Source organism: Pseudomonas sp. R25(2017), assembly GCF_002112565.1.
GTDB lineage: Bacteria > Pseudomonadota > Gammaproteobacteria > Pseudomonadales > Pseudomonadaceae > Aquipseudomonas > Aquipseudomonas ekonensis.
Genome location: NZ_NEHZ01000001.1, coordinates 143,492 through 156,916, shown reverse-complemented (window position 1 = coordinate 156,916; position 13,425 = coordinate 143,492). Strand labels below are relative to the sequence as shown.

Annotated in this window: 3 protein-coding genes (1 of these 3 running past the window's edge); 2 read left to right on the top strand and 1 reads right to left on the bottom strand. The window is 68.6% G+C overall.

The features are described from left to right. Window positions 1-113 precede the first annotated feature (113 nt). Window positions 114-1,247, bottom strand: coding sequence for a cupin-like domain-containing protein (locus CAG31_RS00600; RefSeq protein WP_085577542.1), 1,134 nt, complete (start codon window positions 1,245-1,247; stop codon window positions 114-116). A 138-nt stretch (window positions 1,248-1,385) separates the two neighbouring features. Between CAG31_RS00600 and CAG31_RS00595 the strand changes: the two genes are divergently transcribed. Then, window positions 1,386-2,123 carry a thioesterase II family protein gene (locus tag CAG31_RS00595; protein ID WP_085577541.1) on the top strand — a complete coding sequence of 246 codons (738 nt, stop codon included), beginning with the start codon at window positions 1,386-1,388 and terminating at the stop codon, window positions 2,121-2,123. A gap of 318 nt (window positions 2,124-2,441) precedes the next feature. Continuing rightward, window positions 2,442-13,425, top strand: the 5' portion of a protein-coding gene (locus CAG31_RS00590) for a non-ribosomal peptide synthetase (protein ID WP_085577540.1). 1,427 nt of this gene lie beyond the right edge of the window; only the first 10,984 of its 12,411 coding nucleotides appear in the window; it begins with the start codon at window positions 2,442-2,444; the stop codon falls past the right edge of the window.

Sequence of the window (13,425 nt, the reverse complement as noted above, 5' to 3'; positions counted from 1 at the left end):
CTGGCAAGCCAGCTCCCACAGGTTAGCCTGCACGACACAGATCCGATGTGGGAGCCAGCCTGCTGGCGATGGCGTCAGCGAGGGCGCCGCCGGGCAGGGGCAAGGCTGCCGCTTCACCAGCCCCGGCCGGAATTCACCCAGAAGTTCACCGACAGCGACGTCGAGACCGACTCCACCTGATGGAACCAGCCCTCAGGCAGGAACAGCAGATCCCCGGCCTCCAGCACCACCCGCAGGAACGTCACGTCGCGGGCGGCGGGGAAGCGCCCGTAGTCCGGCGCGTCCGGGTTGAAGTCGCAGCCGTCCAGGCCGCCTTCCGGCGCGGTGGACCAGGTGCCCAGCGCTTCGCGGTGATGGGGCGCGGCGAGGGTGAACCGCTTCTGGCCCCAGACCTGGGCGAACAGGTTGTCGGTGTCGTCGCGGTGCAGCGGCGTGAGGGTGCCTTTGGGGCCGATCCAGATCCGGGGCGGGATGAACAGCCCGGCGTCGAAGTAGGCCGGCAGGCGGATTTGTTCCATCAGCTTGGCCGGCAGGATGTTGTTGCCCATGTAGGCCGGCGGTTCGCCGTTTTCGCCCTTGACCGCCGGGCTGTCGAGGGAGGCGATGAACTCGGCCATGGACGTGGAGCGAAAGTCCCGCTCCGTGGAGAACGTCTTCTTCACGTAGTCGCCGTGGCGGGTGATGCCTTGCAGCTCGGCGAAGTGCTCCAGCGATTCTTCACGGCTGAGGTTGAACAGCGGCCAGTCGTGCAATGCATTGCTGATCACCACGGGAATGCCCTGGGGCAGGTAGCGGCGCCTGAATTCGTCCACCGGCAATTCGCTGCGCGGGCGCCGTTCGATCTGGGTCTGCACCGGCAGCCCCGCGGTGAGTCGCTCGCTTACGCGCGCCGGCGTCGGGTAACGTTTGTTCATGTCGACCTTTTCGGTCGGGGCGCCGCCGTGCATGGCTTGGTCGATGATTTGCGGCAGCAGCGTGGCCAGGCCCATGTTGCCGCCGATCTTCAGGCGACCGCTGGCGAACAGTTCCTCGACGTTGGCCGTGCCGCCCATGATCCCGAGGAAATCCTGCTGCGCCACCTCGATGGTCACATCGGGGCTGGCATGGCGCCCGGGCCCGGTGCGGCTGGTGGTTCCGACCTCGGCCCAGTACGCCGCCTGCGGGCCGAACACGAATTGGAACACGCCTTCGATGCCGACGGCGCCGGCATTGGCGAACAGTTTGCCCAGAATGCTGTGCAGATCCACGGTGATTCCCCGCTGTGACGTTGTTGTTTTGGTCTGAACGGTTAACGAGCGCTTGTCGGGGGAATTTACCGGGCGCCGACTAATTTGCCGGGCGGGCCATCCGTCCCCCCTCTATAGAGACGTTCATGAGAGGGAAGCGTGGTGACCAAGTTGACCCTGCTGTGCCTGCCGTATTCCGGCGCCAGTGCCATGGTCTACAGCCGCTGGCGGCCCAAGCTGCCGCAATGGCTGCAATTGCAGCCGGTGGAACTGCCGGGGCGCGGCGCCCGGTTCGACGAGCCGCTGCACACCGACATGCGGGGGCTGGCGATGCAGTTGGCCAAAGAATTGCGCCCGACGCTCAAGACCCCGTACGCATTGTTCGGCCACAGCCTGGGCGCGTTGGTGGCCTGCGAACTGGCCCATGCCCTGCGCGCCTTGGGCTGCCCGGAGCCGGTGGCGCTGTTCGCCTCCGGCACGGCGGCGCCGACCCTGCGGGCCGACTACGACCGCGGCTTCGCCGACCCCAAGACCGATGCCGAACTGATCGAGCAGCTGCGCACGCTCAACGGCACCAGCGAAGAAGTGTTGGCCAACAAAGAGTTGATGAGCCTGACCCTGCCGATCCTGCGCGCGGACTTCCTGCTCTGCGGCACCTTCGAGCCTATGCAGCGCCCCTTGCTCAACTGCCCGGTGCACGTGCTGGGCGGCAAGGCCGACCGCGCCACCACCGAACAGCTGATCGGCTGGAGCAAGGAGACCCGCGGCAGCTTCTCGGTGGACATGCTGGCCGGCGGGCACTTCTTCATCCATGAGCACGAGGCCAAGGTGCTGAAGGTGATCAAGGACCAACTGGAGATCCATCACCGGCGGCATGCCCTGGCCGTGAGCGCCTGACATTCCCCTCCAGTCCGGCAGGCGGTGCCCTCACTGAAGCCATCGCCAGCAGGCTGGCTCCCGCAGAGTGCCGGGTGAATGCAAAATCTGCGGCCACCGCAAACCCGGTGGGAGCCAGCCTGCTGGCGATGGCGTCAGCCCGGGCGCCGCCGAGCAAGGCCAAGACAACCTCTCCCACCTTCAAGAATTCCCTCCTGCGCCCCCGCTTTGTCTCCCCGCTGACAGTTGTTCTCAATCGCTAATTTTTCAGGTCTGGATTCGTTTTATAGGGACGACGTGCCTTTGTGCTTCTTGCCTACTGAATCCGGATCCCAAGAAATGAATGCTGATGACTCCTTGAAACTCGCTCGCCGGTTTATCGGGTTGCCGCTGGAAAAGCGCCAGATGTTCCTCGCCGCCCTGCAACGCGAAGGCGTGGACTTTTCAAGGTTTCCGATTCCGGCCGGGGTCGAGGCCGAGGATCGCCAGGCGCTGTCCTACGCCCAGCAGCGCATGTGGTTTCTCTGGCACCTGGATCCGCAGAGCGGCGCCTACAACCTGCCGGCGGCGGTGCGCCTGACCGGGCGCCTGAACCGGCCAGCGCTGGAGCAGGCCTTCGCCAGCCTCATCGAGCGTCACGAGACCCTGCGCACCGTGTTCCGCCAGCAGGCCGACGACAGCCTGCTGCAAGTGCCGCTGCAACAGCCGCTGGAGATCCGCCGCATCGACCTGTCGGCCCTGCCGGCCAACGAGCGTGAGGCGCAGGTGGCGGCCGCCGCCCAGGAACAATCGCTGCTGCCGTTCGACCTGGCCAACGGTCCGCTGCTGCGGGTGGTGCTGCTGCAACTGGGCGAGCAGGAACACGTGCTGCTGCTGACCTTGCACCACATCGTGTCCGACGGTTGGTCGATGAACGTGCTGATCGACGAGTTCTGCCGCTTCTACGACGCCCACGACCAGGGCATCGCCGCCGAACTGCCGGCGTTGCCGGTGCAGTACAGCGACTACGCACTGTGGCAGCGCCGCTGGCTGGAGGCCGGCGAGCAGCAGCGCCAGCTCGACTACTGGCTGGCGCAGATGGGCGATGAACACCCGGTGCTGGAACTGCCGCTGGACCGTCCGCGCCCGGTGCTGCCGAGCAACCTGGGCCGGCGCCTGGAGCACGTCGTCGAGGCCGGGCTGGTCGAGCGGTTGCGCGGCGTGGCCCGCCAGCACGGCGTCACCCTGTTCATGCTGTTGCTGGGCACCTTCAATGTGCTGCTGCACCGCTACACCGGGCAGACCGACCTGCGCGTCGGCGTGCCCATCGCCAACCGCAACCGCCGCGAGATCGAAGGGCTGATCGGCTTCTTCGTCAACACCCAGGTGTTGCGTGCGCAACTGGACGGCCAGACCCGCTTCGCCGACCTGCTGCGCGACCTCAAGGAAACCGCCCTCGGCGCCCAGGCCCACCAGGACTTGCCGTTCGAGCGCCTGGTCGAGGCGCTGAAGCTGGAGCGCAGCCTGAGCTACAACCCGCTGTTTCAGGTGATGTACAACCACCAGCCGGAAGTCGCCGACGTCACCGCGCTCAAGGTCGGCAACGGCCTGGAGCTGGGCGTCATCGAGTGGGAAAGCCGCAGCACCCAGTTCGACCTGAGCCTGGACACCTACGAGAAGGGCGGCCAGCTGCACGCGGCGTTCACCTACGCCAGCGACCTGTTCGATGCGCAGACCATCGAACGCATGGCGCGGCACTGGAGCGAGCTGCTGCGCAGCGTCGCCGCCGATCCGCAGCAGCGGGTCGGCGACATCGGCCTGATGCAGGCGCAGGAACACGAGCAGTTGATCCGCCAGTGGGGCCGTCATGACGCCGCATGGCCGAGCGAGCGCCCGGTGCATGAGCTGTTCGAGGCCGAAGTGGCGAAGACGCCGGACGCGGTCGCCCTGATCTTCGACGGCGAGCAACTGACCTATGCCCAGCTCAACGCCCGGGCCAACCGCCTGGCCCGCACGCTGCTGGCCGAAGGGGTCGGCCCGGAGGTGCTGGTGGGCATCGCGGTCGATCGGGGGCTGGAGCTGATCGTCGCCATCCTCGCCGTGCTCAAGGCCGGCGGCGCCTATGTGCCGCTGGATCCGCAATACCCGCGCGACCGCCTGCTGTGCATGATCGAAGACAGCGGCAGCCGCCTGCTGCTGACCCAAAGCCATCTGCTCGGGCGTCTGCCGGTGCCCGAGAACGTCCGGAGCCTGTGCCTGGATCAGGCCGAAGCCTGGCTGCACGACGAGGACGGCAACCCGCAACGCACCGTCTGGGCCGACAACCTGGCCTATGTGATGTTCACCTCCGGCTCCACCGGGCGCCCGAAAGGCGTCGGCATCAGCCATGGCGCCCTGAGCAAGCACGCCTTCGCTTCGCAGCACTACTACGGCCTGAGCGCCGCCGATTGCGCGCTGCAGTTCGCCACGTTCAACTTCGATGCGTTCGGCGAGCAGCTGTTCGGCCCGCTGACCTGCGGCGCCCGCGTGCTGCTGCGCGGCAACGAGGTGTGGGACAGCGAAACCCTGTACCGCCAGATCGTCGGGCAGGGCATCACGGTGATGGACCTGACCACCGCCTACTGGAACATGATCGCCAAGGAGTTCGCCGCCGCAGGCCCGCGCGACTACGCCGCGCTGCGCCAGGTGCACAGCGGCGGCGAGGCGATGCCGCCGGAAGGCGTGCAGGCCTGGCGCGAGGCGGGCCTGGGGCACGTGAGGCTGCTCAACACCTACGGCCCGACCGAGGCCACCGTCACCGCCACCACCCTCGATTGCAGCGACTACGTCAGCGGGCAGCAGGCGCTTCCGCTGACGATGCCCATCGGCCGGCCGCTGCCGGGCCGCCATGCCTACCTGCTGGACGCCGAGGGCCAGCCGACCCCGGTCGGCGTGGTCGGCGAACTGATGCTCGGCGGCGAACTGCTGGCGCGGGGTTACTTCCAGCGCGCCGACCTGACCGCCGAGCGCTTCATCCCCGATCCGTTCTCCGCCGACGGCGCGCGCCTGTACCGCACCGGCGACCTGGCGCGCTACAACGCCCTTGGCCAGATCGAGTACGTCGGCCGGGTCGACCATCAAGTGAAGATCCGCGGCTTCCGGATCGAGCTGGGCGAGGTGGAGGCGCGCCTGCTGGCGCTGGACGCGGTCAGCGAGACCGTGGTGCTCGCGGTGCAGGGCGGCAGCAGCCTGCAACTGGTCGCCTACGTGGTGCCGGCGGACGCCGCCGTGGTCGACGCCTCGGCCGACGGCCAGGGCGCAGCCCGCGAGGCGATCAAGGCGCAGCTCAAGGACAGCCTGCCGGACTACATGGTGCCGACCCAGATGATGTTCCTGGCCGCGCTGCCCCTGAGCCCCAACGGCAAGCTCGACCGCAAGGCCTTGCCGGCGCCGGACGCCAGTCAGATGCAGCAGGCGTTCGTCGCGCCGCGCAGCGAACTGGAACAGAAGATCGCGGCGATCTGGCAGGACGTGCTCAAGCTCGACCAGGTCGGCCTGACCGACAACTTCTTCGAACTGGGCGGCGACTCGATCATTTCCATTCAGGTGGTCAGCCGCTCGCGTCAGGCCGGGATTCACTTCAGTCCGCGCGACCTGTTCCAGCACCAGACCGTGCAGGCGCTGGCGGCGGTGGCGCAGCAGGGCCGCGGCGGGGTGAGCATCGATCAGGGGCCGGTGACCGGCGAGCTGCCGTTGCTGCCGATCCAGCAGACCTTCTTCGAAGACGACATTCCCCAGCGTCACCACTGGAACCAGGCGGTGCTGCTGCGCAGCCATCAGGCCCTGAATGCCGACGCGCTGCTGCAAGCGCTCAACGGGCTGGCGGCGCACCACGACGGCCTGCGTTCGCGCTTCGTCGAGGGCACCGACGGTTGGCGCGCCGATGTGGCGCCGGTGGCGGCCGACCCTGAGCTGCTGTGGACGGCGGACGGCCTGACCGATGCCGACCTGCAAGCGCTGTACGGCAAGGCCCAGCAGAGCCTGAGCCTGCAACACGGCCCGCTGCTGCGTGCGGTGCTGGCCACCGTCGCCGACGGCAGCCAGCGCCTGTTGCTGGCGGTGCATCACCTGGCGGTGGACGGCGTGTCGTGGCGGATCCTGCTGGAGGACCTGCAACAGGCCTATCAGCAAGCGGCGCAAGGCACGGGCATCCAGCTGCCGGCCAAGACCAGCCCGTACAAGGCCTGGGGCGAGCATCTGCAGGCCTACGCCGCAACCGACGCGGTGCAGGCCGAACTGGGCTTCTGGCAACGTCAGCTCGACGGCGCCGAGCTGGCGCTGCCGTGCGACAACCCGCAGGGCAGCCGCCAGAGCCGTCACGCCAAGGTTGTCCACAGCCGCCTCGACAAGCGCCTCACCCAACAGCTGCTGCAACAGGCCCCGGCGGCCTACCGCACCCAGGTCAACGACCTGCTGCTGACCGCCCTGGCGCAGGTGATCTGCCGCTGGACCGGCCACGCCGACACCCTGATCCAACTGGAAGGCCACGGCCGCGAAGACCTGTTCGACGACATCGACCTGACCCGCACCGTGGGCTGGTTCACCAGCCTGTTCCCGGTGCGCCTGACCCCAGCGCAATCCGTCGCGGCGGCGATCAAGCAGGTCAAGGAACAGCTGCGCGCGATCCCCAACAAAGGCATCGGCTTCGGCGTGCTGCGCCACCTGGGCGAGGCTTCTGTGCAGGCCAGCCTGAAAGCGCTGCCGATGCCGCGCATCACCTTCAACTACCTCGGCCAGTTCGACGGCAGTTTCGATGCCGAAGAGGGCGCGCTGTTCAGCCCGGCCGGCGAGGGCGCCGGCGGCGAGCAGAGCCCGGACGCGCCGCTGGACAACTGGCTGGGCGTCGAAGGCCAGGTCTACGACGGCGAGCTCGACCTGCGCTGGACCTTCAGCCGCGAGCAGTTCAACGAGGCGACCATCGCCCGTCTGGCCGCCGAATACGAAACCGAGCTCCAGGCCCTGATCCGCCACTGCTGCCTGCCGGAATCGATGGGCGTGACGCCGTCGGACTTCCCGCTGGCGCACATCGGCCAGGCGCAGTTGGACGCGATCCCGGTGCCGGCCGCCGCCATCGAAGACCTCTATCCGCTGTCGCCGATGCAGCAGGGCATGTTGTTCCACACCCTGTACGAGCAAGGCACCGGCACCTACATCAACCAGCTGTGCGTGGACGTCGACGGCCTCGACCCCGAGCGCTTCCGCGCCGCGTGGCAGGCGACGATGGATGCCCACGACATCCTGCGCAGCGGCTTCATCTGGCAGGGCGAACTGCAGGAGCAACTGCAGATCATCCACCGCCGCCTCGAACTGCCGTACACGCTGCTCGACTGGCGCGAACGCGACGACGTCGCCCAGGCGCTCAAGGACTTCACCGCCGCCGACCTGGCCCAAGGCTTCGACCTGACCCGGGCCGGGCTGCTGCGCGTGACCCTGATCCGCGTCGCTTTACACCGCCATCACCTGATCTTCACCAACCACCACATCCTGATGGACGGCTGGAGCAGCGCGCAGATGCTCGGCGAGGTGCTGCAGCGTTACGCGGGGCTTGAGCCGGCGCGTCCGGTGAGCCGCTACGCCGACTACATCCAGTGGCTGCAACGTCAGGACGCCGCCGTCAGCGAAGCGTTCTGGCTGGCGCAACTGGCGGACTTCCAGGAGCCGACCGTGCTGGCGCAGGCTGCGGCGGCCGGCGGCGAGGTGCGCACCGAAAGCGGTCATGCCCTCACGCATCACGACCTCGACGCGGCGCGCACCCGGCGCCTGAACGCGTTCGCCCGTGAACAGAAAGTCACTGTCAACACGCTGGTGCAGGCCGCCTGGCTGCTGCTGTTGCAGCGCTACACCGGCAGCGCCTGCGTGGCGTTCGGCACCACCGTGGCCGGGCGTCCGGCGGAGATTGCCGGCATCGAGCAACAGGTGGGCCTGTTCATCAACACCTTGCCGGTGATCGCCGCCAGCCGTCCGGACCAGACCGTGGCCGCGTGGTTGGCCGCCGTGCAGGCGCAGAACCTGGCGCTGCGCGAGTTCGAGCACACGCCGCTGGCGAACATCCAGCGCTGGGCCGGGCAGGGCGGCGAGTCGCTGTTCGACACCTTGCTGGTGTTCGAGAACTTCCCGATCTCCGAAGCTTTGCAGCACGGCACCGCCGAAGGCGTGGTGTTCGGTCCTGTGGCCAACCAGGACCAGACCCACTACCCGCTGACCTTGGGCGTCACTCTGGGCGACACCCTGGCGCTGCACATGAGCGTCGACCGGGCGCACTTCAGCGCCGCCACCGTCGAGCGCCTCAGCGCGCAACTGCTGCACCTGCTGGAGCGGTTCGCCGAATCCGGCGAGCGCCGCCTCGGCGAGATCGCCCTGGCCACTGCCGAGGAACACGCCCGGCAACAGGCCGAGAACCGGCCGCAGGCCTACCCGACGGACATCGCCGTGCATCAGCGCTACGCCCGACTGGCGGCGCAGCAGCCTGAACGCACCGCCGTGATCTTCGACGGCCAGCACTACAGCTATGGCGAACTGGATGCCCGGGCCAACCGCTTGGCCCATGAACTGGTGGCCCGTGGCGTGGGCGCCGAAGTGCGGGTCGGCGTGGCCATGCCGCGCAGCGAAGGCCTGATCGTCGCGCTGCTGGCGGTGCTCAAGGCCGGCGGCGCCTATGTGCCGCTGGACACCAGCTACCCGCGCGAGCGCCTGGCGTACCTGATGCAGGACGCCGGGCTGGCGCTGCTGCTGACCGATTCGCGGGTGTCGGCGCAGCTGCCGGTCGGCGAGGCGCTGAGCGTGCTGGAACTGGACCGCCTCGACCTCAGCGACCGTCCGGCCCAGGCGCCGGACGTGGCGCTGGATCCGGACAACCTCGCCTACGTGATCTACACCTCCGGCTCCACCGGCAACCCCAAAGGCGTGAGCGTCACCCACGGCCCGCTGGCGATGCATTGCCTGGCCATCGGCGAGCGCTACGAGATGCGCGACACCGACTGCGAATTCCACTTCATGTCGTTCGCCTTCGACGGCGCCCACGAACGCTGGCTGACCAGCCTGACCCACGGCGGTTCGCTGCTGATCCGCGACGACAGCCTGTGGACGCCGGAGCAGACCTACAACGCGATGCTCGAACACGGCGTGACCGTGGTCGCGTTCCCGCCGGTGTACCTGCAACAGCTGGCCGAACACGCCGAGCGCGTGGGCAACCCGCCGAAGGTGCGCATCTACTGCTTCGGCGGCGACGCGGTGCCGAACGCCAGCTTCGAACGGGTCAAGCGTGCGCTGAACCCGGAGTACATCATCAACGGCTACGGCCCGACCGAGACCGTGGTCACGCCGCTGATCTGGAAGGCCGGCCGCGACGAACCGTGCGGCGCCGCCTATGCGCCGATCGGCAGCCGCATCGGCGACCGCAGCGCCTATGTGCTCGACGCCGACCTGAACCTGTTGCCCCAAGGCATGGCCGGCGAGCTGTACCTGGGCGGCAGCGGCGTGGCCCGCGGCTACCTGAACCGGGCGGCGATGACCGCCGAGCGTTTCGTCGCCGACCCGTTCGGCCAGGCCGGCGGCGTGCTGTACCGCACCGGCGACCTGGTGCGCCAGCGCGTCGACGGCACCTTCGACTACCTGCAACGCATCGACAACCAGGTGAAGATCCGCGGCTTCCGCATCGAGCTGGGGGAAATCGAGGCGCGCCTGCAAGCCCTGGAGGGCGTGCGCGAAGCGGTGGTGGTGGCCCAGGAAAGCGGCGGCAGCAAGCGCCTGGTGGCCTACGTGGTCGGCGACGCGCAGCGGGCGGACTTCGCCGAGGGCCTGCGCGAGCAACTGAAGGCGACGATGCCGGCGCACATGGTGCCGGCCTACGTGCTGACCCTCGAACGCATGCCGCTGACGCCCAACGGCAAGCTCGACCGCAAGAACCTGCCCAAGCCTGACGTCAGCCAATTGCAGCAGGCTTACGTGGCGCCGCAGACGGCGCTGGAGCAGCAACTGGCGACGATCTGGCAGGACGTGCTCAAGCTTGAGCGGGTCGGCCTCGGCGACAACTTCTTCGAACTGGGCGGCGACTCGATCATCTCGATTCAGGTGGTCAGCCGCGCCCGTCAGGTCGGGCTGCGCTTCACGCCCAAAGACCTGTTCCAGCACCAGACCGTCCAGGCGCTGGCGGCCGTGGTGCAGACCGGCGAACCGTTGCAGGCGATCGACCAGCGGCCGGCCAGCGGTGCGACCGCGCTGCTGCCGATCCATCAGTGGTTCTTCGCCCAACCGATCCCGAACCGGCACCACTGGAACCAGTCGGTGATGCTCAAGGCCCGCCAGCCGCTGGACGGGCAGGTGCTGGAGCAAGCGTTGCAGGCCTTGGTGGCGCACCACGACAGCCTGCGCCTGGCATTCACCGAGCAGGCCGACGCCTGGTCGGCGCAGTACCGCAGCGCGCAGGCGCCGGCGGGCGAAGCCATCCTCATCCCGGCCGAGGTCGCTGACCTTGCGGCGCTGGAGGCCTTGGGCAACCAGGCCCAGCGCAGCCTGACGCTGAACGGCGGCTCGCTGATCCGCGCCGTGCTGGCGGATCTGGCCGACGGCAGCCAGCGCCTGTTGCTGATCGTCCATCACCTAGTGGTCGACGGTGTGTCGTGGCGGATCCTGTTCGAAGACCTGCAAAGCGCTTACCGGCAGATCCTGGCCGGCGCCGCCGTGCAGTTGCCGGCCAGGACCAGCTCGGTCAAGGCCTGGGCCGAAGCGTTGCAGGGCTATGCCGCCAGCGAGCCGTTGCAGGCTGAGCTGGGCTTCTGGCAGCAGCAGTTGCAAGGCGCGTCGGTGGCGCTGCCGTGCGACAACCCTGAGGGCGGCCAGCAGCACTGCCAGGCGCAGGCGATCCGCACGCCGCTGGGCAAAGAGCTGACCCGCCAACTGTTGCAGGAGGCCCCGGCGGCCTACCGCACCCAGGTCAACGACCTGCTGCTGACCGCGCTGGCGCGGGTGATGGTGCGCTGGACCGGCGATGACAGCGTGCTGGTGCAACTGGAAGGGCATGGCCGTGAAGACCTGTTCGACACGGTCGATCTGACCCGCACCGTCGGCTGGTTCACCAGCCTGTTCCCGGCGCGCCTGACGCCGGCCGCAGACCTGGGGGCCTCGCTCAAGCAGATCAAGGAACAGCTGCGGGCGATCCCGAACAAGGGCATCGGCTTCGGCGCCCTCGCGCACCTGGGCGACGACCACGCGCGCCAGACCCTGCAAGCCTTGCCGACGCCGCGCCTGACCTTCAACTACCTGGGCCAGTTCGACGGCGGTTTCGAGGCCGAAGGCGATGCGCTGTTCGCGCCGACCGCCGAATCCGGCGGCGAAGAGGTGAACATGCAGGGCCCGCTGGGCAGCCCGTTGGCCCTGGACGGCAAAGTGTTCGGCGGCGAACTGGACCTGAGCTGGACGTTCAGCCGCGAGATGTTCGAGCCGGCGACCATCCAGCGCCTGGCCGACGACTACCTGCAAGAACTGACCGCGCTGATCGCCCATTGCTGCGACAGCGCCAACCGTGGGGTGACGCCGTCGGACTTCCCGCTGGCCACGCTGACCCAGGCCCAGCTCGACGTGCTGGCGCCGCAGCCGCAGGCCATCGACGACATCTACCCGCTGTCGCCGATGCAGCAGGGCATGCTGTTCCATACCCTGCTCGAACACGGCAACGGCGACTACATCAACCAGATGCGCCTGGACGTCGACGGCGTCGATCCCGAGCGTTTCCGTGCCGCGTGGCAGGCAGCGATGGATGCCCACGACATCCTGCGCACCGGGTTCGTCTGGCAGGGCGACCTGGAACAGCCGGTGCAAGTGGTGCAACGCCAGGTGGCGGTGCCGTTCCGCGTGCTCGACTGGAGCGGCCGGGACGACCTCGACACGGCCCTGCAATCGCTCGCCGACGAAGAGCGTGCCCAAGGCCTCGACCTGACCCGCGCACCGCTGCTGCGTCTGGTGCTGGTGCGCACCGGAGCCGGGCGCCATCACCTGATCTACACCAACCATCACATCCTGATGGACGGCTGGAGCAGCGCGCAGTTGCTCGGCGAAGTGCTGCAGCATTACAGCGGCGACGCGGTGCCGCGTCCGGCGGGCCGTTACCGCGACTACATCGCCTGGCTGCAGCGCCAGGACGCCGCAGCGGCCGAAGTCTGGTGGCGGGCGGCGCTGGACAACCTGCAAGAACCGACCCGCCTGGCCGATGCCATGGCGCGTCCGGCGGCGGGGTTGCCGGCCACCGGTTACGGCGATCACTACCAGGTGCTGGACGCCGGGCTGACCCAGCGTCTGGGCGAGTTCGCCCGCGCCTCGAAAGTCACCGTCAACACCGTGGTGCAAGCGGCGTGGCTGCTGCTGTTGCAGCGCTACACCGGCAAGGACTGCGTGGCGTTCGGCGCCACGGTCGCCGGGCGTCCGGCAGATCTGCCGGGGGCCGAGCAACAGATCGGCCTGTTCATCAACAGCCTGCCGGTGATCGCCGCGCCGCGTGCCCAGCAGAGCCTGGCCGATTGGCTGGCCGCCGTGCAGGCGCAGAACCTGGCGCTGCGCGAGTTCGAGCACACGCCGCTGGCGCAGATCCAGCGCTGGGCCGGGCAGGGCGGCGAGGCCCTGTTCGACAGCCTGATGGTGTTCGAGAACTACCCGATCGCCGAGGCGCTGGAGCAGGGCGCACCCCAGGGCCTGCGGTTCGGCCCGGTGGTCAACCATGAGCAGACCAACTACCCGTTGACCCTGCTGGTGCACCTGGGCAGCGAGCTGTCGGTGCACTTCAGCTACCAGAACGACCGCTTCGCCAGTGCCGGCGTGGCGCAGTTGGGTGCGCACCTGCAGCGTCTGCTCAGCCAGATGACCGATGCGGGCGAGCGCTCGTTGAGCGAACTGACGCTGTGCGATGTCGAGCCTGCGGACAACCGCTTCGTCACCGACCGGTGCATCCACCAGGCCATCGGCCGTCAGGTGGCCGCCACCCCGGACGCGCTGGCCGTGACCTTCGCCGAACGGCAACTGAGCTACGCCGAGCTGGACGCCCGAGCCAACCGCCTGGCGCACAAGCTGATCGAACTGGGCGTCGGCCCGGAAGTGCGGGTGGGCGTGGCGATGCCGCGTTCCGAGCACTTGCTGGTGGCGTTGCTGGCGGTGCTCAAGGCCGGCGGCGCCTACGTGCCGCTGGACCCGGACTATCCGGCCGACCGCGTGGCCTACATGCTCGAAGACAGCCGCGCGCGGGTGCTGCTGACCGAGCGGGACATCGCCGCCACCCTGACCGTGGGCGCCGGCACCGACGTGGTGCTGATGGACGAGG